This is a genomic window from Neobacillus kokaensis, assembly GCF_014656545.1.
Taxonomy (GTDB): domain Bacteria; phylum Bacillota; class Bacilli; order Bacillales; family Cytobacillaceae; genus Neobacillus; species Neobacillus kokaensis.
The window spans coordinates 331,423-357,874 of sequence record NZ_BNDS01000002.1 but is presented as its reverse complement, the minus strand read 5'-3'; the positions used below and the strand labels follow the sequence as shown (position 1 = coordinate 357,874).

The window sequence follows — 26,452 nt, the reverse complement described above, 5'->3', positions numbered from 1 at the left end:
TATAGAAAAAATGAAGGCGTTTTCAAAAGAGGGGAGCTGCCAAGATGAAAGAAAAGAAAGCTCGGTTTGAGACCGAGGTCATTCATACCGGGTATCAGGAAGAACAGTTTCATGGAAGCTTAGTGCCGCCTTTATATCAATCTTCAACCTTTACATTTGCAAATGCCGAACAGGGTGAAAAAAGATTTGCCGGACTAGAGGATGGCTATATTTATTCGAGATTACGAAATCCAACAGTCAAAATACTTGAAGACAGGGTTGCAGCACTTGAAAAAGGTGAAGCGGCACTTGCCTTTTCGTCTGGAATGGCTGCGGTTAGTGCGGTTCTCACAAATTTAACTAAAAGTGGTGATCATATTCTATGTTCACAAGGGATTTATGGTTGTACATTTGGCCTGCTGCAATTGTTAAAAGGAAAATATGAAATAACCCATGGTTTTTCGGCGATGGATTCAATTGAAACAGTAGAAAAGGGAATTTTGCCAAATACGACTGTTATTTATATTGAAACACCGATTAATCCTACCATGAAGCTTGTTGATTTAGAAATGGTGGCGAAAGTCGCTAAAGAAAAGGGGATCCCAGTGGTTGTTGATAATACCTTTTGTTCCCCGTTTTTACAAACACCTATTACAAAAGGGTGTGATATCGTCATTCACAGTGCTACAAAATATATTTGCGGCCACGGTGACGTAATAGCTGGATTAGTAATAGGCGATAAAGAGTGGATTAGGCATGTTGCCTTCACAACTCAAAAAGATATGGGCGGCATTATTTCTCCATTTGATGCCTGGCTTCTGCTTCGTGGGGTGAAAACCCTGCCTGTCCGGATGGACCGCCATTCTGAAAACGCCAGCAGGATTTTTACATTTTTGAAACAACATCCTAAAATCGACACCATCTACTATCCTGGTGACGATAAACATCCGGACTATCAAATCATGCTTAAACAAATGAGACAGCCGGGAGGAATGATTTCCTTTTCGGTAAAAGGGACTAAAGAAACAGCACAGCAGTTTATGAATCAACTAAAGTTGATTAAAATTGCAGTAAGCCTTGGGGATGCAGAAACATTAATTCAGCACCCGGCCACAATGACCCATGCAGTTGTACCGGAAGAAGAACGAAGAAAAATGGGAATTGAAAATTCATTGCTAAGGCTTTCGGCAGGTCTTGAAGCATGGGAGGATATAAAAGAAGATCTGGAGCAGGCATTAGATAAAATATAAAAGAACTCGCCCTTTTGAAGGGCGAGTTTTTAAATGAATTCAGTTAAAACGGAAACAAATTCTTCCAGCTTTGCTTGATCAAGTTCATCGAAGCGGTTTGATTCTGGTGAATCAATGTCTAGCACCCCAATTAATTGATTTCCTTTTATGATAGGAATGACAATTTCGGATTGAGAGGCTGCGTCACAGGCGATATGACCTGGAAATCGGTGAACATCTTGGACACGCAGCGTCTCCTTTCTAAGCGCTGCGGAACCGCAGACTCCTTTGCCGACTGGAATTCTTACACAGGCAGGAAGTCCCTGAAACGGTCCTAAAACAAGTTCATTATTTGTATCCATTAAATAAAAACCAACCCAATTAATTCTATCTAGAAATTGATTTAATAAGGCTGATGCATTACTAAGATTGGCAATTTGATTTTTTTCGCCGTGCAAAAGAGCACGCAATTGTTTCGTTACAAGCTCATAATTTTCTTCACGTGTTCCTGTGTACATTTCGACGTTAAACATGATATTTCACCTTTTTCTTCTAAAGTTTATAGTCTATTTTATCAAAAATAAAAGAAAATGAGCAGACTTTGTCGACATTTTCATGAAGGAATCAATTGTGACAACAAGAACTTTTAATAGTAAGGGAAGATGGAAGCTCCAAAAGGGGGAAAAACAATGAAAAAAAATGCTAAAGAAGCGATTGTCAAGGCGGCTATACTTTTGTTTAATTCAAAAGGATATTCGGGAACTTCGGTGAGGGATATTGCCAGCCTGGCAAAAGTAAATATAGCTGGCATTGCGTACCATTTTGAAAATAAAGCGGGACTATTAGAATATTGTTTTACCCATTTCTTTGAGCAATATATTCAAAAAATGGAGGAAGCTTATTTTTCCATTGATAAGGGTGCTAGGGTCTGCCTAAAGCAAGTTGCAAGTGATTTGCTTCAGTTTCAGTGTGAAAACATTCACCTTACCAGCTTTGTTTATCGGGAAATGTCAGTAGATTCTCAAGTGGTCAGGGAAGTTATGTCGACGTACTCGTTGAAGGAAAAATATTATTTTCAGAAGATCTTTGAAAGAGGATTTGAATGGAACGAATTCCGCCCACACTCCATTCCCTATTTAATCACGCAGTTCAAGGCTTTACTTATGATGCCGTTTTTAAACACGCATTACATGCGAGAAGTGTTATATGTTTTTCCAAATGAGGCCTTCTTTGTGCAAAAATATTTAAAAGATATTTATTTCTGGATTGATCAAACATTATGTTCAGAAATACCAATAAAAAAAGGCGCAGTAATCAAATAGCGATCATTCGCTATTTTTTTTTACAAAAATATTGAAAATAATAGTCAAAAATTGTCGTTAACATGGTATCATAAAGGCATTGAACAAACCTTACCAGATTTATATATAGATTTTTTTTAATAATGGACTTATTGTTGGTTGGAATAGGAGGCTTACACGTGATATATATCATTGGACCATTTATCCTCTTACTTGCATTGTTTTTAGTGGGATATATCATAAAGAAAAAATACTTTAAAGAAATGGATCGCTTAGAGGCTTGGAAAATTGACTTATTTAATCGTCCTGTACCTGATGAGATGTCGAAGGTGAAGCAGCTCAATATGACGGGACAGACGGAGGAGCTTTTTGAACGCTGGCGGAATCAATGGGATGAAGTAGTAACAATCAAGCTTCCAAATTTAGAAGAAATGCTATTTGATGCCGAAGAGTACATAGACAAGTACCGTTTCAATAAAGCGAAAGAAGTTCAGCAAAACATTGCGAACCAGCTGCGAGAGACTGAAAATCTGATCAATAGTATTTTGGAAGAATTATATGAGCTTGTTGGAAGTGAAGAGAAAAATCGCGAAGAAATTGAACAATTGAAGGAATTATATCGTGATTCAAAGAAGAGACTATTAGCCCATCGTCATAATTTTGGCAAAGCGGAAAAACAATTGGAGTCGGGTCTTGAAGAGGTTACCCAAAAGTTTCACGAATTTGATGAGAAAACAGAGCATGGAAATTATCTCGAAGCCCGTGAAGTTGTCCTTTTGATTCATAATAAGCTTGAAACGATACAGAATAACATGAATTTAATTCCGCAGCTCCTGATTGAAAATCAATCACTTCTACCTAATCAGCTTACGGAGGTTCAAGGCGGTTACCGTGAGATGACAGAGCAGGAATATTATTTAGAACATATCCAGGTAGAAGATGAAACAACACGGCTCCAGGAAAAGCTTGCTGAAAATATCGGGTTTATTGAAACAGCAGAAATTGAAAAAGCTGTCGAAGGGACAAAAGAGGTTAAGGAACGAATTGATATTCTTTTGGATTTATTGGAAAAAGAAGTACATGCCAGGCATTTTGTGTTAAAACATAAAGAGCAAGCTGACGGACTGCTTGCTTCAGCTGAAGCTGAAAATAAAAGTCTTTCAGAGGAAGTCCTGCATGTTCAAACGAGCTATCAAGTGTCTGATCAGGACCTTGAGATTCAAAGTAATTTGGAAAGAGAACTGGCAGCTGTTTACAAACGCTATTATATTTTGATGGAGAAATTAAAACAAAATGAAACGGCGCAATCTGTCATTAGTGAGGAACTTGCTGAGATTAAAGAACAGCTGGATTTAATTCGTGAGGAACAGCAAACCTTTGCTCAAAAGCTGCAGGCGCTTCGCAAGGATGAATTCGAAGCACGAGAAAAAGTGAAGGAACTATCGAAAAAAATTGCAGAAACAGTCAGGCTCGTTCAGAAAAGCAATGTTCCGGGACTTCCTGAAGATTACAAATATCTTTTTAAAGATGCGAATGAAGGCATTCAAAATGTCAGGGTTCAGCTTGAAGAAAAGCCGCTCAATATTTCTGCGCTGAATCAATACTTAGAAATGGCGGTCTTAACGGTAGAAAAGCTGGTGAATTCGACGGTTGAGTTAATTGAAAATGTTATGCTTGCTGAGCAGGCAATCCAATATGGAAATCGCTATCGGACACATTATCCGACGGTTGCCAAAGGTCTATTGGCAGCTGAAATGGCCTTCAGACGCTATGATTATCAAGAAGCATTAGAGCAGGTAGCGGTATCGCTTGAAGGGATTGACCCAGAAGCTTTACGAAAAATTAAAGCGGCAATTGAATCAGCCTAATGTTAAGAAACCGGTTAGACCAAATATTGGTTGACCGGTTTTTTTGTTTTCATTTTTAAAATTTTGTACTTTTGTGTTAAGATTTATTTCGGTAAAGAGAAAGGTGAAGACTATGATTTATTTTGATAATAGTGCAACCACGAAACCTTATAAAGAAGTATTGGATTCCTTTGTCACGGTTTCCAGTCAATTTTTCGGGAATCCATCCTCGTTGCATAGTTTGGGAGGACAGGCTGAAAAACTGTTATCACAAGCGCGTGAACAAGTTGGTCAGCTTTTACATGTCAAAGCAGGTGAAATCTTTTTTACCTCAGGAGGGACTGAGAGTAACAATTTAGCAGTTAAGGGCGCAGCTCTTAGCAGCCGAAACCGAGGCAAGCATTTAATTACTTCAAGTGTTGAACATCCCTCCATTCGTCTGGCAATGGAACAGCTGGAACAAGAAGGATTCGATATTACTTATGTACCAGTAGATGAAAAAGGAAGGGTATCGGTTGCTGATGTAGAAGAAGCAATTCGAAAAGACACGATATTAATTTCCATTATGCTCGTAAATAATGAGGTTGGCACCATTCAGCCAATTAGAGAAATCGGTGAAATGTTAAAGAAGCATCCGACAATTCTATTTCATGTCGATGGAATTCAAGGGATTGGAAAGGTACCGTTTTGCTTAAATGAAGATCGAATTGATTTATGTTCTTTATCGGGCCATAAGTTTCACGGACTAAAGGGGACAGGCATCCTATATATTCGAGATGGAGTTAGAATTACCCCTTTATTTTCGGGCGGAAACCAAGAACGAAAGATTAGGAGCGGGACAGAAAATGTTGCCGGGGCAGTTGCCCTTGCTAAGGCACTTAGAATGACACTGACAAAAGGTGAAAAGGGAATTGAGAGCATCCGGAAAATCCAAAACCTGCTGCGAAAAGAATTATACAAAAATGAGTTTATCCAAATAAATACACCGGTTGATCATGCTGCGCCGCATATATTAAATTTTTCCTTAAAAGGAATAAAATCTGAAGTGTTCGTTCACGCACTTGAGGAGAAAAAGGTTTTTGTTTCAACAACCAGTGCTTGCTCGTCTAAAAAGAAATCAGCGAGTTCAACGTTAATCGCAATGGGAGTACCGGAGGCAATAGCAGAAACTGCCATAAGGATTAGTCTCTCCTTCGACAATACGTTAGAAGAAGCTATAGAAGTCATCAAAGCGATTGAAGGCACAGTAAAACAATTAGAGAGGGTAATGAAATAAATGAATTATGACCGTATATTAATACGATATGGGGAAATATCTACAAAAGGCAGGAATCGTAATAAATTCGTTGATAAGCTAAGGAAAAGTGTACGCGTTGCTCTCACTTCATTTCCAAATATTAAAATAGAAGCCAGCCGCGATCGGATGTATGTAGTTTTAAATGGTGAAAATGCGAAAGAAGTGATCGAAAAATTAAAGCATATTTTTGGTATCCAATCGTTTAGTCCGGCTATTAAAGTGGAGAAAGAAATTAATACAATAAAACAAGCCTCACTTGAATTAGTGCAATACATGTACACGGAAGGTCAAACCTTCAAAGTGACAGCTAAACGTTCTGATAAGACATTTGAATTAATTACTGATGAAATTAATCATTCCATTGGCGGGCATTTATTGCAAAATATCTCTGGTTTAAAAGTTAATGTGAAACAGCCCGATATTAATTTAAGGGTCGAAGTTCGGAGTGATGCGGTTTATTTGTCATGTGAAACCATTCCTGGTGCTGGCGGGCTTCCAGCAGGCTCTGGGGGTAAGGCGATGCTTATGCTGTCCGGGGGAATAGACAGTCCTGTAGCAGGTTATTTGTCAATGAGACGTGGCTTAGACATTGAAGCCGTCCATTTCTTCAGTCCTCCATTTACAAGTGAGCGGGCAAAAGAAAAAGTAGTGGATTTGTCAAGGAAATTGGCTGAAATTGCCGGAAGTTCCATTACATTGCATATCGTGCCATTTACCGATGTCCAGCAGGCGATTCGCGACCAGGTCCCGGAAAATTATACGATGACCTCAACAAGAAGAATGATGCTTCGGATTACGGATGAAATTAGAAAAAAACGTGAAGGTTTAGCGATTATTACGGGAGAAAATCTAGGTCAGGTTGCCAGTCAAACGCTGGAATCCATGTATGCTATTAATGAAGTAACCAATACGCCAATTTTACGTCCATTGATTTCAATGGATAAAAACGATATTATAAAAATCGCTGAGGAAATTGATACAATGGATATTTCCATCAGGCCATATGAGGATTGCTGCACGATTTTTGTGCCGGCATCTCCAAAGACAAAACCAAAGCGAGAAAAGGTAAATCAATACGAAAGCTACTTTGATTTTGAACCACTGATTGAGGAAGCTGTTCAAGAAGTAGAGACCATCACAATTAAACCTGGCAAGGAACTTCGCCAAGAATTCGAAGAATTATTTTAGTAGTGTTTTTTTGAATAAATTGTGAACAATTACCAAATAAATTTAAGAATTATGCCATGTGATTTTACACATTATATACTCACAAGGAGGTGAAAGTCACATGGCAAACAACAACAACTCAAACCAATTATTAGTTGCTGGGGCTGAGCAAGCTCTTGAGTCAATGAAATACGAAATTGCTCAAGAATTTGGTGTAAACCTTGGTGCTGACACAACTTCACGTGCTAACGGATCTGTTGGTGGTGAAATCACTAAGCGTCTCGTTTCTATGGCGCAGCAGCAATTAAGCGGTTTTTCACGCTAAACATCAATAAAATATAATGGCTACAGAGAGCGAAGGTACCCCTTCGCTCTCATTTTTTTGTTTTTTATCTTAAGAAAAAATAATTTTTTGCGGAATAATATTTTTAAATTTTGGAACAATTTTGTATAATTTAATGTAGGACATAATTAAAAAAGGGGGAGAAGTATGGAGCGGGAAGATTTAATTGCACCGGAACATTATAATCTAGTTGCAGAGGTAGAGCGTTTTGCCAACGCCCCAAACAAAATTGCTTTAAAATGGGAAGATGAGTCCGGGGAAACCAAACAGGTTACATATGAGCAATTAATAAAACAGGTGAACAGAGCTGGAAATGTTTTTAAATCTTGTGGTTTAAATAAAGGTGATGTTGTTCTTGTAATTGTACCGCGTCTTATTGAAGCCTATGTTGTTTATCTAGCTGCTTTAAAGGCTGGAATGGTAGTAATTCCAAGCTCCGAAATGTTACGGGAAAAAGATTTACAGTACCGTATTTCCCATGGGGATGTAAAGGCTGTCGTCAGCTATTATCCATATGTGGATCAATTTAGCAATATTACTTCTGTACAGCCGCTTGTGAAATTTTCACTGGGAGCTAGTGAAAAAGGCTGGATTCATTTGGATGCCGAAATGAAAGTCGCAAGTGATGACTTTACCACTGCAGATACGCTTAGGGACGATATGGCCTTTTTGTCCTATACTTCCGGTACAACAGGTAATCCAAAAGGAGTTGTTCATACTCACGGGTGGGCATTTGCTCATTTAAGAACTGCAGCGTCCAATTGGCTCTGTATTGAAGATGGAGATACCGTTTGGGCAACCGCAGGTCCTGGATGGCAAAAATGGATTTGGAGTCCGTTTCTATCGGTCCTTGGCTCCGGTGCCGCTGGATTAGTTTATAACGGAAAATTTGAGCCGAATAAGTACTTAAGTTTGCTTGATAAGTATGATGTAAATGTGCTTTGCTGTACACCGACAGAATATCGTTTAATGGCAAAAGTAGACAATTTAGCAGAATATCAGTTATCAAATCTTCATAGTGCGGTTTCTGCAGGTGAGCCGTTGAATCGTGAAGTCATCGATACGTTTAGAAAATATTTTAGCGTAGATGTTAGGGATGGGTATGGTCAAACCGAAAATACTTTACTTGTTGGTGTAACAAAAGGAATGGAACTAAAACCAGGTTCTATGGGAAAACCAACTCCAGGAAACCGAGTAGAGATCATAAATGATGAAGGCGAAGTTTGTGACGTAGGTGAAGTAGGCGATATTGCTGTCCATTCTGAAACTCCTGCCTTATTTAAAAATTATTATAAAGACCCTGAAAGAACAGCAATGCAGTTCCGTGGCGATTATTATATTACAGGTGATAAAGCAAAACGCGATGAGGAAGGTTACTTCTGGTTCGAGGGACGCGGTGATGACATCATTATTAGCTCAGGCTATACAATTGGGCCATTTGAAGTTGAAGATGCCCTTGTTAAACATCCTTACGTAAAAGAATGTGCTGTTGTTGCAAGTCCCGATGAAATCCGCGGTTTTATTGTCAAGGCTTTTGTTGTTTTAAAAGAAAGTGTAAATGCCGATGTTCCGGAATTAACTAAAACACTGCAGGAGCATGTTAAAGTGCTGACAGCACCATATAAATATCCAAGAAAGATTGAATACGTGCCAGAGCTGCCTAAAACAACCTCTGGTAAAATCCGCAGAATTGAATTGCGGCAAAAAGAAATAGAGGCAGTGAAAAAATAGTAAGTCATTAAAACTTGTTAAAGAGCATAAAAGAGCGGGCGGCCATGATATCGCCTGCCTTTTTTTAAAAGAAGTAAAGTAATAAATTGGAAGAAAAAGATTCCCCTATTACAATAAATTCAAGGTATAATAAAGAGTATTTCGATACTAGAAAGAATAGGGGCTAGAAATAATGATAAAAAATGAAACACAGCTTGGTGCTCTCTATGCTGGCTTTTCTTATTTTATTTGGGGATTATTGCCGATTTATTGGAAGCTTTTAGATGATATAAATGAAAAGGAAATTCTTGCTAACCGGATTTTTTGGTCTTTTATCTTTATGCTGCTTATCCTTTTATTTACAAAAAAGTGGGGATTGTTTCTTTACACCATAAAGGGGTTTGCTAGAAATAAAAAGCAGCTATACGCTTTGATATTTGCTTCTATTATGATAAGCGGAAACTGGTATATATACATTTGGGCAGTAAATAATGGACATATTGTGGATTCAAGTCTAGGATATTACATCAATCCGCTTGTTAGTATTTTATTAGGTATGATTGTTCTAAAAGAGAAATTATCATTATACCAATACATTTCTTTCGGATTAGCCGCGATTGGTGTGTTAATCATTACTATTTCACTTGGAAGGTTTCCATGGATCGCAATAGCCTTGGCACTGTCATTTGGTTTATATGGATTAGTAAAAAAAATGATAAATGTAGACTCATCTGTAGGATTGGCACTTGAAACCTTAGCGATTACACCAGTTGCTGTGATTTATATGGTTCATTTATTTGTTCAAGGAACCAATGCGTTTCAAGAAGCGGGAGTTGGAACCATCTGGCTGTTGATAGGAGGAGGGGCTGCAACCGCAGTGCCGCTTCTTTATTTCGCGAAAGGAGCGCAAAAAATACCGTTATCCTTACTTGGCTTTTTGCAGTATATTGCCCCAACCTTAATGCTGCTCCTTGGTATATTTGTTTACCATGAACATTTTTCCAAAGTACAGCTCATTTCATTTCTATTTATTTGGTCAGCTTTAATGATTTATTCTCTTTCTAAAACAAAATTTCTTTCCGAAAAGAGATTAAAGGAAAATCAAGCTTTATAATGAAAAAACCTTATCCAGGAATAAACTCGGATAAGGTTTTTTTCTATAGGAAAGTTCTTTTGACTTTTTCCCAAAAGGAATTATCTTTTAATTTTAAAGTTTTAAGTTTACTATCGTTTAATTGAATTTGGATGTTATCTACTTCCCGGATGCTTAAAGCTTCATTGTCCATGCCCATTGTTGGGTGGTCGTTCGTTTCGGAAGCGACCTTAAGCGTCAGCTTTCGATCGTTGCTTAAAATAAACGAGGAGCCAAGTGTTCGGTAGCTATTATTATTAATTGACGCTACTTCACTTACCTGCATGCACGAAAGAAGCGGATCAACGATTGAACCTTTTACTGATTTATTATAAGCCGTACTTCCAGTCGGTGTAGCTACAATTAAACCATCGCCTCTAAAGGTTTCAAAATGGAGCTCGTCAATAAAAACATCAATCACAAGCGTTTTAATAATCGAAGAGACGATGCTGAATTCATTTAAGCATTTGAAGGTTCCTTGTCCGTCGACCGTTACATCAATAAGAGGATACCGGCGTACCTCCAGCTGTTCATTCAGCATTGCTTCAATCATTTTTGTAGAGTCTTCGATATGAAAATCACAGTACATATTTAAGTGGTTTTTTGTAGAAATGCCCATATAGAGACAATCGTCACGAAACCCAGTTTTTCTGACAGCTTGAAGAAATGCCCCGTCATCTCCAATGCTGGCAATTATGTTGGCTTTACGGAAATCGTTAACAATGGTGAAACCGAAACGCTCAGTTACTTCAAATAACGGTTCTGCCTTTTTCAATATTTCTTCATCGCGCTTATAGTAATAATAAATATTCTGCCTTTCTGCCATTAACTGTACCCCCTGGGAAATGGTGAAAAAACATATCATTTTTACCCATTCTACCATTAATTTTTGATAAAATAAGGCTTGACCTGAATTTAGTTTAGCACTTTTTTCAAACAATATGATAATGCTTTGATTTTTAACGAAAATGGAGAAAAAGGGGGACTAATATATGAATGGAAAACGTTGGGCAGCACTTGGGATAGCTGCAGGATTATTTTTTGTTTCAGTTGTCATCAATTTTTTATCGGCTTTTGCTTTTAAAGGGATCGAAACAGATATCAGCGATTTTTTTGCTGCGGCCGAACAGCCTTTCACGGAAGAGGTTGTTGATGATGGGAGCGAGCTTAAGAAAATTGTCGTTCTTGAGGTGGATGGTGTTATTCAAGATACCGGTGACTCTGGCTCTATATTTCAAAGTGCCGGTTACAATCACCAGTTGTTTTTAAAGCAGCTCAAGTATATTAAGGAGGACGATGCGGTTAAAGGGGTGATCGTAAGAGTTAACTCCCCTGGCGGCGGTGTGGTTGAAAGTGCAGAAATTCATAGTAAATTAGTGGAGCTTCAAGAAAATAGTAAAAAGCCGGTATATATTTCAATGGGCTCAATGGCAGCATCAGGTGGATATTATATTTCAACTGCGGCGAAAAAGATTTATGCAAGCCCAGAAACATTGACTGGAAGCCTCGGGGTCATCATGGAGGGGATCAACTACAAGGGGCTGGCTGATAAATATGGCGTTGATTTTGTTACGATAAAAAGCGGGAAATACAAAGATATTATGAGTCCGACACGTAAAATGACGGAAGAAGAGCGGAAAATTTTACAATCGATGATTGACAACTCCTACCAAGGCTTTGTTAAAGTGATATCCGATGGCCGTAAGCTGAGCATGGAGAAGGTAAAACAGATTGCCGATGGCCGGGTCTACGACGGCAGACAGGCAAAGGAATTAAATCTTATTGATGGATTTGGCTATATTGATGATGTCATTAACCAAATGAAAAAGAATGAAAAGCTTAAAGGGGCAAAGGTTGTCCGCTATTCAGAGTCGCTTGGTCTCGGCTCCTTATTCACACTTCAAGCAAAAAAATGGATGGGTGACAGCGCAGAAATGGCCGGCCTGATGAAAGTACTATCAAAACCAAATTCACCCCGGCTTATGTATCTTTATGCGGAATAGGAGTGAATATTGATGGATACAAATGTTCGCTATGCTGGTTTTTGGATGCGGTTTTGGGCGTATCTTCTTGACTTAATTGTTATAGGAAGCATTGTTCGGCTTTTAATTAATCCGATATTTCGTATGCTGGATATTCCACTTTCGGAATTTAATATTTTTGCACCAATCTCCATTGCCTCGGCTGTAATTTTTTATTTATATTTTGTATTAATGACCAAATATTTTAACCAAACACTAGGGAAGATGGTTTTCGGTCTAAAAGTAATAGACTTAAAACATGATCAATTAACTTGGGGAACGATTCTCTTTCGTGAATGGATCGGAAGGTTTATATCAGCAACTGTGATTCTAGGATACTTAATCGTAGCCTTCCTTCCAAAAAAACAAGGATTGCATGACCTTTTTACAGATACGACAGTCATTCATATAGATTAAAACCTATTCACCTGCCAAGGAAAAGCTGGCAGGTTTATTTTTTTTGTTTGGGGGGATACTAGCAGGCGGAAAGGGTGTGAAAAAATGATCTGGCTCTATAGTATCTTAACTGTTTTTGTGTTTTTATTATTACTTATTATTTTTACTAAATTATCCATCATCGTAAACTATTATCATCATAATGATAATGATGATTTAAACATTGAGTTTCGGGTTTGGTTTGGGTTGATTAAATATAAAATCAAAGTACCATTAATCAAAATTGATGATGATTCCCCAAGTCTGGTTGTGAAACATCATTCTCATATGGGGGAAGCTCCCGACGGAAAACCGGATAAAAAGGTGGAACAAATCACCAAACAAAAAGTGGTGAAAAATGTTGAGAAGGCTAAGGACCTCTTACAGAAGGTTATAGGAATGCATATCATTATTAGGAAGTTTTTTCGCAAGATTAGTATTAAAAAGTTTGAATGGCAAACCTATGTCGGTGTCGGTGATGCTGCACATACAGCGATTGCCGCTGGTGCATTATGGACATTAAAGGCTAGTATAATAGGGATTCTCAGCCATTATTTAAAACTAACCGTCATTCCTAAAGTTACAATAACGCCTCATTTTCAAGTTGCAGTCATTCAGACGCGTTTATCATGTATTTTTCAGTTTCGAATCGGGCATGCTATTTTAGCAGGATTAAAGTTGATTAAATTCTGGAAAGGCGAAAAATCTCGCGTTTCCGACAAATCAAATTTTTTAAATGATAAAACGAAATACGTTTGAAGAAGGAGGAAATAAATATGGCGGACCATCCAATTCAAGGGATGATGACAACTGCAATGGAAAGCTTAAAGGAAATGATTGATGTAAATACTATTATTGGGGACCCTGTTGAAACCCCAGATGGAAGTGTTATTTTAACGGTTTCAAAGGTTGGTTTCGGATTTGCTGCAGGCGGAAGTGAATTTAATATGAGCGGTGGTTCGGGGAACCAAAACCAAGGGCAAAGTCAAAGCCCTCAGCTTCCGTTTGGCGGGGGCAGCGGTGCAGGTGTTTCGATTACACCTATTGCCTTTTTAATTGTTAACTCTCAAGGAGTAAAAATGCTTCATTTGGATGAAAGCACACATTTATATGAGAAGATTTTAGAGCTAGCTCCGCAGGCTGTTGATAAAATTCAACAAATGTTTTCAAAGAAAAATGAATCAAATCAACAATCAGGGAATCAGTCAACAAATACAAAACCTAAAGTGGATTTAGATATTGATGTCATTCAATAAAACAGCAACTTGCTCGCCAGTCGGCGAGTTTTCTTTGCGATTGGGGCTAGAAGTCTATGGTTTTTACAAAAGTCATATTAATTGCAAAAATAATTCTGACAGGATATATTAACACTGTACATATTGGAAACGAGCTTCTTTTGGATCAATCCATATTGCTCGAAAGAACAAAGGAGGATATAAAAATGGCAAATGTTACATTTAAGGGGAATTCTGTCACTCTACTTGGAAATGAAGTTAAGGTTGGAGACAAAGCACCTGATTTTACCGTTTTAGCTAATGATTTATCGGAAGTAACTTTAAACGATACAAAGGGGCAGGTTCGTTTAATTACTTCTGTACCATCACTTGACACTGGTGTATGTGATGCTGAAACACGCCGTTTTAACGAAGAAGCTAATAGCTTAGGTAACGTGAAAGTATTAACGGTCAGTGTTGATTTGCCATTTGCACAAAAGCGCTGGTGTGCTGCAGCAGGAATTGAAAATGTTCAAACATTATCTGACCATCGTAACCTTTCATTTGGTGAAGCATATGGTGTTACTATCCAAGAATTAAGATTATTAACACGTGCAGTATTTGTTGTTGATTCTACTGATACTGTTACATATGTTGAGTATGTAAGTGAAGCAACGAACCATCCGAACTACGAAGCAGCCCTTGAAGCAGCTAAAAGTGCGAAGTAAAAAATTATAACAATCTCGGGCCTCGTCATTTGGCGGGGTCTTTTTTAACTTGAAAAGGAGGGGAATAATGAAAATATCTCCAGTTGAACATTTATTTACGGTATTTAATGAAACCTCGCTTCGCTTACAGGAGGAATTGGGCAGTTCTTTTCTAGAAGCGTTAGCTGAATCAGGAGAGAATTTATTTCAAGGTTCAATCCTCCAAGAGGAAATAAGCGAATTAACGGCTAAGTGGCTTAAAAAGCAATATGAAGAGATTCAAATAGACAAATACACAAAGGAAGAAATCCGCAAGTCTTTTCAATTGGCTATTTTAAAAGGAATGAAAGAAATTGCCCAGCCAAATCACCAAATGACTCCTGATTCTGTAGGAATGTTAACAGCGTTTCTCGTAGGGAAGTTTGTTAAAGAGTCATCCTTCTCTCTGCTTGACCCTGCAGTCGGCACGGGAAATTTATTAATGACGGTGTTAAACTATATCGATAGAAAAGCAGATGCTGTTGGGGTAGATATTGATGACTTGTTAATAAAGCTTGCGTATGTTAATGCAAATCTGCAGGAGCAGCCAGTACAGCTGTATAATCAGGATAGTTTAGAGCCACTCTTTATTGATCTTGTCGATGCTGTCGTTGCAGACTTACCTGTAGGGTTTTACCCTAATGATGTCAGGGCTGCGGAATTCCAAATGAAAGCGGAGAATGGGCATACATATGCACATCATTTATTTATAGAACAAAGCGTTCACTATACAAAGCCCGGTGGATATTTATTTTTCATTATTCCAAACGGTCTGTTTGAAAGTGAACAGGCGGGAAAGCTTCATGCTTTTATGAAGGAACATCTCATCATCCAAGGACTTCTCCAGCTCCCGACTAGTATGTTTAAAAATAAGAATGCCGCCAAAAGCATTTTTATTGTGCAAAAAAAAGGCGAGGGTATTAAACCACCTAAGCAGGCTTTGCTCGTAGACTTGCCAAGTTTGTCAAATAAGCTTGAAATGGACAAAATTTTAATTAAAATTGATAAGTGGTTTAAAGACAATAAAGGATGACGCCAAAATGGTTGTCATTCTTTTTTTGTATGAAAACTCAGAATACATTTATATTTCCTATGTAATCGTTTTACAATAAATTGTCGCTTGAAATGTGGGTTTGACAGTGATTAAATGAGAACTTGGGGATTTAATTTAAATTTGAATTACACAAAATAAGACGGTATATATAAGTGGGTATATGTAATCAATGTGCTATATAAAAGGAGCGGTAGTAAAATGGCAAAAATAATTGCGATTAATGCTGGAAGTTCTTCTTTGAAGTTTCAATTGTTTGAAATGCCCGGTGAGGAAGTCATTACTAAAGGATTGATCGAAAGAATTGGTTTAAATGATTCTGTTTTTACAATTTCAGTAGATGGTAAAAAAGTTCAGGAAACTCTTGATATTCCTGACCATGAAGTTGCTGTTAAAATGCTATTAGATAAACTGACATCTCTCGGGATTATTAAATCATTAAATGAAATTCAAGGGGTTGGCCACCGTGTCGTACACGGTGGTGAGGAGTTTAGTGATTCTGTGGTTATTACAGATGAGGTTTTAAAGAAAATTGACGAACTATCAGAGCTGGCACCATTGCATAATCCGGCTAATGTGACGGGAATAAGAGCATTTAAAAGTGTTCTTCCTAATGTCCCTGCTGTTGCTGTATTTGACACAGCTTTCCATCAAACAATGCCTGAAAGTTCCTACCTATACAGCCTTCCGTATGAGTATTATAAAAAATATGGTATTCGAAAATATGGATTTCATGGAACAAGTCATAAATATGTTTCTAAAAGGGCTGCTGAACTTTTGGGACGACCGCTGGAACAGCTGCGCTTGATTTCATGCCACTTAGGAAATGGAGCAAGTATTGCTGCGATCCAAGGTGGGAAATCGATTGATACATCGATGGGTTTTACTCCATTAGCAGGTGTAACAATGGGAACAAGGTCAGGAAATATTGACCCGGCGCTTATCCCATATATCATGGAGAAAACAGGTAAAACGGCAGACGAAGTACTTGAAGTATTGAATAAAAAAAGCGGTATGCTAGCTGTATCTGGCTTTTCGAGTGATTTAAGAGATATTGAAATTCAGGCGAACCAAGGAAATGAACGGGCGCAGCTGGCTTTAGATGTTTTCTCGAATCGAATCCATAAGTACATCGGCTCTTATGCTTCCCGCATGAATGGTGTCGATGCAATTATCTTTACAGCTGGCATTGGTGAAAACAGTGATGTCATTCGTGCAAATGTGTTAAAAGGGTTAGAATTTATGGGGGTTTACTGGGATCCTGCCCTAAACAAAGTACGAGGCGAAGAAACGTTTGTCAACTACCCGCACTCTCCGGTAAAAGTATTAGTTATTCCAACAAACGAAGAGGTAATGATCGCCCGCGATGTGGTCAGACTCACGGAAAATCATTAAACCTAATAAAAGAGCAAAGGCTAATACAGCCTTTGCTTTTTTGTTGGTCGATCGGAGGTTAAACGTTCTGATCAGGCATAAGGGCAACTGAGCCTTAGTCTTCAACTAACGGCTAGCGGTATCAGTGATTTTTCGTTATCTTTTGGTTTTGTGATATACTGGAAATAGAACCATTTAGAGGGGGATTAGCGATGCCGCTAACTGATCGGGAAAGAGTTGTCTTGGATGAAATACAGAACTGGGAAAGTAAGCTTGTAAGTTACGAGCCAAATGATTTTCAATTAACCTATGAAAAATACTTGGAGCGTTCCTTTTCCTTGTTACCTGAAAAAGTTCAAAGTCAATTTTTTTCTATTATTGATACTTGGCTGTTTCACTTACATGGTATCATTCAGGGATCTCAGCTTCAAATGGATGCAAAAGAACGAATCAAGCAATCAGGGAGAATTTTTCATAAAGAAATCCATGAAATAGAGGATATGAGGAGTTTGACAATTGATCAATTGCAATACATAGCCGAGCAGCAAATTGCCAGACACCGCATTTATTCTTTTGCCCAGGGCGGGCTGGCAGGTACAGGAGGAACACTTCTATTAGGGACTGATATCCCAGCGATGGCGGTTATTAATTTGAGAGCAGTACAGCTCATCGCCATGACATATGGGTATGAAATAAATACACCTTACGAAATGATGACTTCATTAAAGGTTTTTCATACAGGTACATTGCCGCCAAGGATGAAGAAAGATGGCTGGTCTTTATTAATGGAAGAATTAGCAGGTGATAACAGTCATTATTTTTATAAGGGGAAGGAAGAGGTCACGGATATTTCCTGGATTGAGCAGCCTGTTAAGCAATTATTAAAGGCAATGGTGATTGCCTTGTTTAGAAAAAAAATGATTCAAGGTATTCCGCTTGTTGGTATGGCGATTGGGGCGGGTGCTAATTATCAGTTAACCAGGAAAGTAACAGACCTGGCTCATAAATACTATCAATATCGTTATTTAAAAGCGAAAGAGGAGTTAGAACTATGAGTACGAAAGAACATAAAATGCAAGCACCGAAGACGGTTAATTGCAAAGTGATTACAGTAAGTGATACACGTGATAAGGATACGGATAAAAGCGGCAGGTTTATGATTGAACTTCTTGAAGAAGCAGGACATCAAATAGTGGACTATTGTGTCGTGAAAGACGAAGTTGAGGATATTAAAAATGCGATTTTGCAAGGGGCTGGCAGGGAGGATATAGATGTAATACTTACCAACGGCGGCACGGGGATTGCTAAGCGGGACGTTACGATTGAAACTGTACAGGAGCTGATTGATAAGGAAATCGTAGGTTTTGGAGAGTTGTTTAGAATGTTAAGCTATCAAGAGGATATTGGGTCAGCAGCTCTATTATCAAGGGCGATTGCTGGAGTTGTTCATAATAAAGCGATATTTTCAACCCCGGGTTCATCCGGTGCTGTAAAACTTGCCATGAATAAATTAATACTGCCTGAGATTGGCCATGTAGTAAGAGAATTAAAGAAGGATCTATAGAAAAGCTCCCTATGAAATAAGGGGAGCTTTTCTTTAATGGTGAACCTTCGTTGATATTGTTTGGTTGGCCCGGTACCACAGCCATAAATCATTTATAATGGATGCGAGTTCGGCTATGCTGCTATTTAATTGACAGGAACGCGGGAAATCACTTTCATCGTTAAGCTGTGCTTGTTTATGATTTATTTCTTTTTCAAGTTCAGCAATACGGTCGGGTATTGAACCGCGGATTTTCTCCCAATGAAAGAGGACCTCCTCCTGTGTATCTTTACTAAACTCGTCCCATTCCAGCGTTAAATCAGGAATATAAATGCCTAAACGCTGGTCGAAAGAAAAATGTTCTTTCATTGGTATGCCTCCAAAATTCGTGTAGTTATTTTCATTGTACTACAGATTGCCAAGGTATTGGGCAAAATTAATAAAAAGCACGGGAGCAAATGCTTCCGTGCTAAAACTTTATTCTGGATCCTTTTCTGTTCGGACTACGAGGACGTCGCATGGGGCATAACGGACGATATGTTCAGAAACACTTCCAATGAAGAATCGTTCCACCACATTTAGTCCTGTTGCTCCGCAAAGTATTAAGTCTGTTTTATGTTTCTTTGCAAGTTGTCTAGGGATTATTACTTTAGGAGAACCGAAATCAATTTCATAATGAACATTTGATAATCCTGCTTCTTCAGCCTGTGTTTTGTAATTTTCCAGCATCTCTTTAGCAAGCTTTTCAGCTCGTTCGCCAATTACAGTGTCATATGCTTCTATCAGGGCAAATGATCTCGTATCAACTACATGGACTAACAGCAGTTTTGCATTGTTCCTTTTGGCAATCTCAATCCCTTTTTTGAATGCCCAATCGGCTTCTTTTGAACCATCAATTGCGACTAAAATATTTTGATATTGAAGTCCCATGATCATCATCTCCTTACCTTGATTATACAATATTTAACAACGTATAACTGTTGCAACTTTTCGAACAATAATGGAGTAATCATATTGAAAGGGAGTTATATATAATGGGAATGAGAGATCCTAATAAACATTTTTCATTTGAGTTTGATGAGCAAGGAACAAACATGATAAGCGAACAAATCATGGATTCATATAATAGCGGTTTTATTGACGACGAAAAAAACGCAGATGAAGGTGATGATTTTTTTTCAGCTGAGGGCTGAGTATGGTTACTTAAAGAGCTGTCCATATTTTGGACGGCCTTTTCTATGTTTACCTTTTATTATATTTAAACATTTGGTAAAATTTAGATATGATTTAAATGTTTACAATGATCTTTGGAGGGAATTACATGCGGATTGGGGTACCAAAAGAAATTAAAAATAATGAAAACCGCGTAGCAATGACACCAGCTGGGGTTGTGAATCTTACAAAATTCGGTCATGAAGTTTTCATCGAAAAAGGAGCCGGTCTTGGTTCAGGGTTTTCTGATGAGGATTTTAAGTCTGCAGGTGGAAAGCTGGTAGAAAGTGCTAAAGATGCCTGGTCAATGGAAATGGTTATGAAGGTGAAAGAACCACTTCCGAGTGAATATCAATACTTTCGTGATGGTTTGATTTTATTTACATATTTACACTTGGCACCTGAGCCTGAATTAACGAAAGCATTGCTAGATTCAAGGGTAGTTGGTATTGCCTATGAAACAGTACAGCTGTCAAATCGCAGCCTGCCTTTATTGTCCCCAATGAGTGAGGTTGCGGGTAGAATGGCGGCACAGGTTGGTGCTCAATTTTTAGAAAAAATACATGGCGGGAAGGGTATTCTGCTTTCAGGTGTCCCTGGAGTGCAAAGAGGGACAGTTACGATTATTGGCGGCGGTATAGCAGGAACTAATGCAGCAAAAATGGCAATCGGTTTAGGCGCAAAGGTAACGATCATCGATTTAAATCCGGAACGGTTAAGGCAATTAGATGATATATTTGGTTCAGATGTAACGACATTGATGTCAAATCCTTATAATATTGCCGAAGCTGTGAAGGAGTCTGATTTAGTCATTGGTGCTGTTCTTATTCCGGGAGCAAGAGCCCCTAAGCTTGTATCGGAAGAGATGATCAAGTCTATGAAACCTGGCAGTGTGGTTGTTGACATTGCCATTGATCAAGGGGGTATTTTTGAAACCACAGATAAAATTACGACACATGACAATCCAACATATGTGAAGCACGGTGTAGTACATTATGCGGTAGCAAATATGCCTGGTGCGGTTCCGAGAACTTCAACCATTGCGCTGACAAATGTTACTGTTCCCTATGCTGTTGAAATTGCTAACAAGGGATATCTAAAAGCATGTTTAGATAATGAGGCATTATTGAAAGGAATTAATACGCTTGACGGTTATGTAACATATAAGGCTGTCGCGGAAGCTCACGGAGTAGAATATAGGGATACAAGGGAATTGCTTCAATCATAAGCAGTAGATTACATGAAAAAACCAGCATCAATCGATGCTGGTTTAAATTTGAAATAAAAGGGCAGCCGCATTTGCCGTACTTACTATAAGAAAGTTTTAAACCACCACTCCTCAAAGTGGGTGTTCGCACAAAGCTTCCTGCATGTCCTCCCAGTCTGATAGACAGAGGTATGTCATTTTGGCTTTGTTTAAAAAACTCCCTATTACAGCTTAAAGGTTAAAACTTTATTATCATTACGTACAACGCAGCTTATATAAGTATATTACTGCAATACGTTCAAAAATTCAATATAAATAATTGTAAAGTGTGTTATTTAATTATTTGCAGTTCTTTCGGGAATTTCGTCAATACCTTTACACCATCAGCTGTAATATAGACATCATCCTCAATCCGGACGCCTGCTACATTAGGGACGTAGATTCCGGGTTCAATGGTGTATACCATACCTTCTTCTATAACGAGCTGATTGGTTTCCGTCATGGATGGATATTCGTGCACCCCGATTCCAAGGCCATGGCCAAGACGATGCGGGAAATACTCCCCGTATCCAGCATCCGCAATAATTTTTCGCGCTGTCAGGTCAACCTCGGCAGCTGTGATACCCGGCCTGCTTGCTTCGATAGCAGCTAATTGTGCCTTTAAAACCGTATCGTAGATTTCTTTTTGTTTATCATTAATATCACCGTAGGCAACTGTCCTTGTGATATCCGAGCAATATCGGTCAACAACTACTCCTAAATCGAAAAGGATGAAATCTCCTTTTTGAATTTTCGTTTCCCCAGGGTTTCCGTGTGGTGATGCAGCATTAGCACCTGTTAAAACCATTGTTGAAAAAGACATTTCGGTCACGCCTTTTTGCTTTAAAGCGTATTCAAGGGCATTTAGGACTTGAAGCTCAGTTTTGCCTTCTTTAATTTCGCTGGCTCCAAACTGAACAGCATAATCGGCAAGCGCACATGCCTCTTCGATGGTTTTTAATTCTTTCGCATCTTTGATCATCCGCAGCATTCTTACTTTTTCTTCGGCAGAAACAAAAACTGCTTTCGGGAATAAATGTTGAAGCTGTTCGTAGCGTTCGACATTCATATGCTCTTTTTCAATCGCGGCCTTCATCACACCGTTCATTCTCTTATTAATGGATTGGTGAATCAGTTCCCATGGATTTTGAATATCGCTATAGCCAATGATTTCTTGGCCCCAGCCGGTTTTTCTAGCATCATGAACTTCCATAGCCGGGCAGACTAAAAATGGCTCTGCCTCTTGGAATACTGCCAGCGCAAGCAGCCGTTCATGCGGGTCTGTATAATAACCTGTTAAATAAAAAACATTCTCTGAAGAGGTTAGGAAGCTAACTTCTATTTCATTTTCTTTCATCCAGGTTTGCAGTTTTTGTAATCGTTGATTCATTTATTCTGCCTCCTTTGTTTATAAATCCTATTTGAGATTATCAATTTCAAAATGAAAAGTAAACTATTCACGTCAAGAATGGCCTAAAAGGAGCAGGAAATGGGTATAAAAAAGAGAAGGAATTTTCATTTTTATATTGAAGTACATATGTGGGACAAATTTTTTACAAGGAGATGGAATGATGAAAATCTCATACCATGGACATTCAGTTGTTCAAATTCATACAAATGGAAAAACAATTTTGATTGACCCTTTTATAACAGGTAATAGTTTAACTGATTTAAAGGCAGAGGAAGTTAAAGCAGATGCAATTCTTTTAACACATGGACATAATGATCATGTCGGAGATACGGTTTCAATTGCGAAACGAAATGATGCCCTTGTTGTCGCTAATGCAGACCTGACTACATTCCTTAGCTGGCAGGGGGTCAGAACACATGGGATGAATATCGGCGGTGCTTGGCAGTTTGATTTTGGAAAGGTAAAACTAACGCAGGCTTTTCACGGTTCAGGCTATGCCACGGACAAAAATGAAATCATTTATTGCGGAATGCCTACAGGGATTTTGTTCAGCAGTGAAGGCAAGACAATCTACCATGCTGGAGATACAGGGTTATTTTCTGATATGAAGCTGATTGGTGATCGTCATCCAATCGATGTTGCATTCCTTCCGATCGGTGATAATTTTACCATGGGGACAGAAGATGCTGCCTACGCAGCAAAGCTGTTACAAGCAAAGCTGGTCGTGCCGATTCATTACAATACATTCCCGCCAATTAAACAGGACCCGTATCAATTTATTGATATGCTGGAAGACAAAAACGGCCAAGTAATGAATCCTGGAAATATAATCGAATTATAATCATCAAATCACATACTTTTTTGCCCCCTGCTAGCATAAAATATAGAACAAGCAGTATGAATAGGGGGAATAACATTGAAAAAAAACCGGTATTTACTTTGTTTATTACTTTGCGGCTTTATGCTTTATTTTGCAGTACCGCGGCTTTCGGTAACAGCAGAGGGGGCTCAAGGGGTTTTTGGGATTGTCTGGCTTGCGTTTGCCTTAATGGTTATAGCCGGTAATCTTACCGCCCTCCTTTATGCACCGAAAAGGCAGGTTCAAGGAACACAGCCTCAAGGATTAAAACGAAAATCTCGCTCTTACTGATGAAATTATGAATGAACCCTAGCTTCGGCTTTATAAAATGTGAGAAACCGCATTGAATCAGGACTTTTAAAACTTTATAATGAAATTTAGCCACAATTCTGGTAAGGTAACTGGAATGGTACGAATTTGAAAGTATAAAGGGTGAAGGTCTTGGCTACTAAACATGAACAAATTTTACGATATATTGATGGACTTCCAGTTGGGGAAAAGATTTCAGTCAGACAAATTGCCAAAGCGATGAATGTAAGTGAAGGGACAGCTTATCGGGCAATTAAAGAGGCAGAAAACAAAGGATATGTCAGCACGATTGAACGGGTAGGAACGATCCGAATCGAACGAAAGAAGAAGGAAAATATTGAAAAGTTAACGTTTGCTGAGGTCGTAAACATTGTGGATGGCCAGGTTTTAGGCGGGAGAACGGGATTGCATAAAACACTGAAGCAATTTGTTATTGGCGCCATGAAATTAGAGGCAATGATGCGTTACACTGACGCAGATAGTCTTTTGATAGTCGGCAACCGTATACAGGCACATGAATTGGCCTTAAAAGCAGGAGCGGCTGTTTTAATAACGGGAGGATTTGATACAGAAGAGCATGTTAAAAAACTAGCAGATGAGCTCGAAATGCCTATCATCTCCTCCAGCTATGATACGTTTACAACTGCAACAATGATTAATCGGGCTATATATGACCAATTAATCAAAAAGGAAATCATTTTGGTGGAAGATATATTAACACCGCTCACGGAAACCTATTATTTAAAAACAACCGATAAAGTCTCAACTTGGCATGAATTAAACGAGCAAACAACCCATAGCCGTTACCCAGTCGTTGATCAAAACCTGAAGATTCAAGGGATGGTGACAAGCAAGGATATACTAGGTCAAGAGAGAGACACTTCGATAGATAAGATTATGACCAAACATCCAATGACAGTTACGGGAAAAACAAGCGTTGCCTCTGCTGCACACACGATGGTTTGGGAGGGGATTGAAGTACTCCCTGTTTCCGATGACTCCAGCCGTTTAGAGGGGATTATCAGCAGGCAGGATGTTTTGAAGGCTCTGCAAATGAATCAAAGGCAGCCGCAGGTGGGGGAAACGCTAGATGATATCATCACCAATCAAATGGAGCTGCTGACTGAAAAAGCGAAAGGAGACGACGTTTTTACGTTGGAAGTTACTCCTCAAATGACGAACCATCTTGGTACAATTTCCTATGGCGTATTTACAACAATCGTTTCTGATGCGGCAAATCGGGTACTAAGAAGCTATAAGAAAGGCGACTTAGTTGTAGAGAATATGACGATTTACTTTATAAAGCCTGTTCAAATGGAAAGCAGACTAGAAATTTATCCAAAAATCCTGGAAGTCGGCCGGAAATTTGGAAAAGTCGATGTAGAAGTTTTCAATGGAGGAATTCTTGTAGGAAAAGCGATGATGATGTGTCAGTTAATTGATAGGCAATAATAAAAGCGCAAGCTCTTTCGGAACAAGCACAGCTTGTTCCTGCGCAGCTTATTCTCTTAGGAGCTTTCCTTAGTGGTCAGCCCCCACAAGCATAGGACGAACCGCGAGGAGGCAGTTCCCCAGCCACCACAGCGGGGCGGCTTATGTCCCGGGTGGCTAGGCGCTGGAGCTGAATAATAAAGAAAAGCCGCTTCCTTATGAGAAGCGGCTAAATTTTTTTAGTTTTACATGTCAAGTTCTTCAGCCTCTTTGATTGCGAACGGAAGATAGTGTTTATATTTTTTAAACCCAATCCAGGCAAAGTAGGCTCCATATAGGGTAAATAAAGCAGCAATGATATAATTAACAGTAGATTCGGCAATGAAAATCAAGTGATTTATCCCAAATAAACTAACAAATAAGCCGAGGGCAATGTTGGATTTAGCTGAAAGCCACTTCTTTTCTACTGGACGGTTGCTTCGAAAGTATTTTGTTTTATAAAATAAATAAAAGACAAGTAAAATAATAATTAGAAATACAAAGATAAACATAATTAATTACTCCTCCAAATTTCGAAATCATTATTATTGTAACTTCAATTAAAGGAAAATGCTACAAATGGTTCAAATTATAAATTTTAAGGAGCGCTTATGAAAGAGAAAATACTAGAAACTATTAAACATTATGAAACCATTATTGTTCACAGACATGTTCGTCCGGATCCAGATGCCTACGGATCACAAGGCGGCCTTGTGGAAATTTTAAAGGAATCCTTTCCTGAAAAACAAATTTATGCAGTAGGTCAGGATGAACCAACACTCCAATATATGCGGATGCTTGATGTGATTGAAGATGATGTGTATAAGGGAGCATTGGTCATCGTTTGCGATACGGCTAATGAAGAAAGAATATGTGACTCCCGTTATAAATTAGGTGATAAATTGATTAAAATTGATCATCATCCGAATGAAGACCCATATGGGGATCTTTTGTGGGTAGATACAACTTCAAGTTCCTGCAGTGAAATGATTTATGATTTTTATCTATTTGGAAAAGAGAAAGGGCTAAAATTGAATGATGAGGCAGCAAGACTGCTATTTGCCGGAATTGTTGGTGATACCGGCCGCTTCCTTTTTCCTAGTACGACAGAAAGAACATTTGTTTATGCTGGGGAATTAATTCATTACCAGTTTTCACGTCCTGAATTATTTGACAAAATGTACGAACTAGAGCCCAATATTATTAAGCTTAAAGGGTATGTATTACAAAACTTCGAATTTATGCAAAACGGCGTTGCATCTGTTAAATTGACAAAAGAACTGCTGGAGGAATATCAGGCAAGAGCAGCTGAAGCGTCCCTTTTAGTAAGTGTTTTAGGGGATGTAAAAGGCATAAAGGCATGGGTATTTTTCATTGAAGAAAAAGACCAAATAAGAGTAAGGCTTCGTTCCAAGGGACCGGTCATTAATGGAGTTGCCAGAAGGTTCAAAGGAGGAGGACATCCGCTTGCAGCAGGTGCTTCAATCTTCTCATGGGATGAAGTAGAGGATGTTTTAAATGAGTTAAACAAGGTATGTGAATAGTTTTGGTGTCAG

29 protein-coding genes and 1 other RNA gene are annotated in these 26,452 nt (G+C 38.6%); 23 read left to right on the top strand and 7 right to left on the bottom strand.

What is annotated here, in order from left to right:
• The first annotated feature begins 44 nt into the window (after positions 1-44).
• Positions 45-1,229 (top strand): methionine gamma-lyase, encoded by a 1,185-nt coding sequence (gene megL, locus IE222_RS04250; RefSeq protein WP_191269994.1) that lies wholly within the window; start codon positions 45-47, stop codon positions 1,227-1,229.
• 29 nt (positions 1,230-1,258) lie between these two features.
• Here megL and msrC read toward each other — a convergent pair whose 3' ends face one another.
• Entirely contained in the window at positions 1,259-1,741 is a 483-nt protein-coding gene (gene msrC, locus IE222_RS04245; protein WP_191269992.1) for a free L-methionine (R)-S-oxide reductase MsrC, read from the bottom strand.
• 156 nt (positions 1,742-1,897) lie between these two features.
• On the opposite strand from msrC, the gene refZ reads away from it, so the two are divergent.
• The 7 genes from refZ (at position 1,898) to rarD (ending at position 9,987) form a co-directional block, all read left to right on the top strand.
• Complete coding sequence (gene refZ, locus IE222_RS04240) at positions 1,898-2,530, top strand: forespore capture DNA-binding protein RefZ (protein WP_191269990.1); 633 nt, start codon at positions 1,898-1,900, stop codon at positions 2,528-2,530.
• 158 nt (positions 2,531-2,688) lie between these two features.
• Entirely contained in the window at positions 2,689-4,377 is a 1,689-nt protein-coding gene (gene ezrA / locus IE222_RS04235) for a septation ring formation regulator EzrA (RefSeq protein WP_191269989.1), read from the top strand.
• Positions 4,378-4,489: 112 nt separating this feature from the next.
• Positions 4,490-5,632, top strand: a complete 1,143-nt coding sequence (locus IE222_RS04230; protein WP_191269987.1) for a cysteine desulfurase family protein — start codon at positions 4,490-4,492, stop codon at positions 5,630-5,632.
• A complete protein-coding gene (thiI, locus tag IE222_RS04225; RefSeq protein ID WP_191269985.1) occupies positions 5,633-6,841 on the top strand; it encodes a tRNA uracil 4-sulfurtransferase ThiI in 1,209 nt (402 codons plus the stop codon). It abuts the gene before it with no gap.
• Between the two features lie 100 nt (positions 6,842-6,941).
• Positions 6,942-7,145 carry an alpha/beta-type small acid-soluble spore protein gene (locus IE222_RS04220; protein ID WP_191269983.1) on the top strand — a complete coding sequence of 68 codons (204 nt, stop codon included), beginning with the start codon at positions 6,942-6,944 and terminating at the stop codon, positions 7,143-7,145.
• Between the two features lie 165 nt (positions 7,146-7,310).
• Positions 7,311-8,894, top strand: coding sequence for an acyl-CoA synthetase MbcS (mbcS, locus tag IE222_RS04215; RefSeq protein WP_191269981.1), 1,584 nt, complete (start codon positions 7,311-7,313; stop codon positions 8,892-8,894).
• A gap of 172 nt (positions 8,895-9,066) precedes the next feature.
• Positions 9,067-9,987, top strand: coding sequence for an EamA family transporter RarD (rarD, locus tag IE222_RS04210; protein WP_191269980.1), 921 nt, complete (start codon positions 9,067-9,069; stop codon positions 9,985-9,987).
• A 43-nt stretch (positions 9,988-10,030) separates the two neighbouring features.
• On the opposite strand, the gene IE222_RS04205 is transcribed toward rarD, so the two are convergent.
• A complete protein-coding gene (locus tag IE222_RS04205) occupies positions 10,031-10,831 on the bottom strand; it encodes an NAD kinase (protein WP_191269978.1) in 801 nt (266 codons plus the stop codon).
• A gap of 166 nt (positions 10,832-10,997) precedes the next feature.
• Between IE222_RS04205 and sppA the strand changes: the two genes are divergently transcribed.
• The 9 genes from sppA to IE222_RS04160 all read left to right on the top strand — a co-directional run bounded on the left by sppA (position 10,998) and on the right by IE222_RS04160 (position 18,410).
• Positions 10,998-12,008 carry a signal peptide peptidase SppA gene (sppA, locus tag IE222_RS04200; RefSeq protein WP_191269976.1) on the top strand — a complete coding sequence of 337 codons (1,011 nt, stop codon included), beginning with the start codon at positions 10,998-11,000 and terminating at the stop codon, positions 12,006-12,008.
• A 12-nt stretch (positions 12,009-12,020) separates the two neighbouring features.
• Positions 12,021-12,443: an RDD family protein gene (locus IE222_RS04195; protein ID WP_191269974.1), complete on the top strand. Its 423-nt coding sequence runs from the start codon at positions 12,021-12,023 to the stop codon at positions 12,441-12,443.
• A gap of 84 nt (positions 12,444-12,527) precedes the next feature.
• On the top strand, positions 12,528-13,220 hold the full coding sequence (locus IE222_RS04190; RefSeq protein ID WP_191269973.1) for a DUF2953 domain-containing protein: 693 nt from the start codon (positions 12,528-12,530) through the stop codon (positions 13,218-13,220).
• A gap of 17 nt (positions 13,221-13,237) precedes the next feature.
• Positions 13,238-13,717 (top strand): GerW family sporulation protein, encoded by a 480-nt coding sequence (ytfJ, locus tag IE222_RS04185; protein WP_191269971.1) that lies wholly within the window; start codon positions 13,238-13,240, stop codon positions 13,715-13,717.
• 185 nt (positions 13,718-13,902) lie between these two features.
• Positions 13,903-14,403: a thiol peroxidase gene (gene tpx, locus IE222_RS04180; protein ID WP_191269969.1), complete on the top strand. Its 501-nt coding sequence runs from the start codon at positions 13,903-13,905 to the stop codon at positions 14,401-14,403.
• Between the two features lie 67 nt (positions 14,404-14,470).
• Positions 14,471-15,454, top strand: coding sequence for a class I SAM-dependent methyltransferase (locus IE222_RS04175; RefSeq protein ID WP_191269967.1), 984 nt, complete (start codon positions 14,471-14,473; stop codon positions 15,452-15,454).
• A 219-nt stretch (positions 15,455-15,673) separates the two neighbouring features.
• On the top strand, positions 15,674-16,867 hold the full coding sequence (locus IE222_RS04170) for an acetate kinase (protein WP_191269966.1): 1,194 nt from the start codon (positions 15,674-15,676) through the stop codon (positions 16,865-16,867).
• Between the two features lie 191 nt (positions 16,868-17,058).
• The gene (locus IE222_RS04165; RefSeq protein ID WP_191269964.1) at positions 17,059-17,901 is read left to right on the top strand and encodes an EcsC family protein; all 843 of its coding nucleotides are present in this window, start codon (positions 17,059-17,061) and stop codon (positions 17,899-17,901) included.
• Positions 17,898-18,410 (top strand): MogA/MoaB family molybdenum cofactor biosynthesis protein, encoded by a 513-nt coding sequence (locus IE222_RS04160; RefSeq protein ID WP_191269962.1) that lies wholly within the window; start codon positions 17,898-17,900, stop codon positions 18,408-18,410. Before IE222_RS04165 ends, IE222_RS04160 begins: the two co-directional genes overlap by 4 nt.
• Before the next feature lie 33 nt (positions 18,411-18,443).
• Here IE222_RS04160 and IE222_RS04155 read toward each other — a convergent pair whose 3' ends face one another.
• Positions 18,444-18,758: a hypothetical protein gene (locus tag IE222_RS04155; protein ID WP_191269960.1), complete on the bottom strand. Its 315-nt coding sequence runs from the start codon at positions 18,756-18,758 to the stop codon at positions 18,444-18,446.
• Between the two features lie 108 nt (positions 18,759-18,866).
• Complete coding sequence (locus IE222_RS04150) at positions 18,867-19,319, bottom strand: universal stress protein (protein ID WP_191269958.1); 453 nt, start codon at positions 19,317-19,319, stop codon at positions 18,867-18,869.
• Positions 19,320-19,423: 104 nt separating this feature from the next.
• On the opposite strand from IE222_RS04150, the gene IE222_RS04145 reads away from it, so the two are divergent.
• Positions 19,424-19,582, top strand: coding sequence for a hypothetical protein (locus IE222_RS04145; protein ID WP_191269956.1), 159 nt, complete (start codon positions 19,424-19,426; stop codon positions 19,580-19,582).
• Positions 19,583-19,710: 128 nt separating this feature from the next.
• Positions 19,711-20,829 (top strand): alanine dehydrogenase, encoded by a 1,119-nt coding sequence (gene ald, locus IE222_RS04140; RefSeq protein ID WP_191269954.1) that lies wholly within the window; start codon positions 19,711-19,713, stop codon positions 20,827-20,829.
• A 58-nt stretch (positions 20,830-20,887) separates the two neighbouring features.
• Here ald and ssrS read toward each other — a convergent pair.
• Both ssrS and IE222_RS04130 read right to left on the bottom strand, forming a co-directional pair.
• Positions 20,888-21,084: non-coding RNA, 6S RNA (ssrS, locus tag IE222_RS04135), on the bottom strand.
• A 55-nt stretch (positions 21,085-21,139) separates the two neighbouring features.
• The gene (locus IE222_RS04130; RefSeq protein ID WP_191269952.1) at positions 21,140-22,237 is read right to left on the bottom strand and encodes a M24 family metallopeptidase; all 1,098 of its coding nucleotides are present in this window, start codon (positions 22,235-22,237) and stop codon (positions 21,140-21,142) included.
• A gap of 181 nt (positions 22,238-22,418) precedes the next feature.
• On the opposite strand from IE222_RS04130, the gene IE222_RS04125 reads away from it, so the two are divergent.
• From IE222_RS04125 to IE222_RS04115, 3 genes are all read left to right on the top strand, one after another.
• Positions 22,419-23,099, top strand: a complete 681-nt coding sequence (locus IE222_RS04125) for a metal-dependent hydrolase (protein WP_191269950.1) — start codon at positions 22,419-22,421, stop codon at positions 23,097-23,099.
• A 75-nt stretch (positions 23,100-23,174) separates the two neighbouring features.
• Positions 23,175-23,408, top strand: a complete 234-nt coding sequence (locus tag IE222_RS04120) for a hypothetical protein (RefSeq protein WP_191269948.1) — start codon at positions 23,175-23,177, stop codon at positions 23,406-23,408.
• Between the two features lie 150 nt (positions 23,409-23,558).
• Entirely contained in the window at positions 23,559-24,878 is a 1,320-nt protein-coding gene (locus tag IE222_RS04115; protein ID WP_191269946.1) for a CBS domain-containing protein, read from the top strand.
• Positions 24,879-25,102: 224 nt separating this feature from the next.
• Here the strand turns inward: IE222_RS04115 and IE222_RS04110 are convergent, their stop codons facing one another.
• The gene (locus IE222_RS04110; protein ID WP_191269944.1) at positions 25,103-25,408 is read right to left on the bottom strand and encodes a YtpI family protein; all 306 of its coding nucleotides are present in this window, start codon (positions 25,406-25,408) and stop codon (positions 25,103-25,105) included.
• A gap of 99 nt (positions 25,409-25,507) precedes the next feature.
• On the opposite strand from IE222_RS04110, the gene IE222_RS04105 reads away from it, so the two are divergent.
• Positions 25,508-26,440 (top strand): DHH family phosphoesterase, encoded by a 933-nt coding sequence (locus IE222_RS04105; protein ID WP_191269942.1) that lies wholly within the window; start codon positions 25,508-25,510, stop codon positions 26,438-26,440.
• The last annotated feature ends 12 nt before the right edge of the window (positions 26,441-26,452 follow it).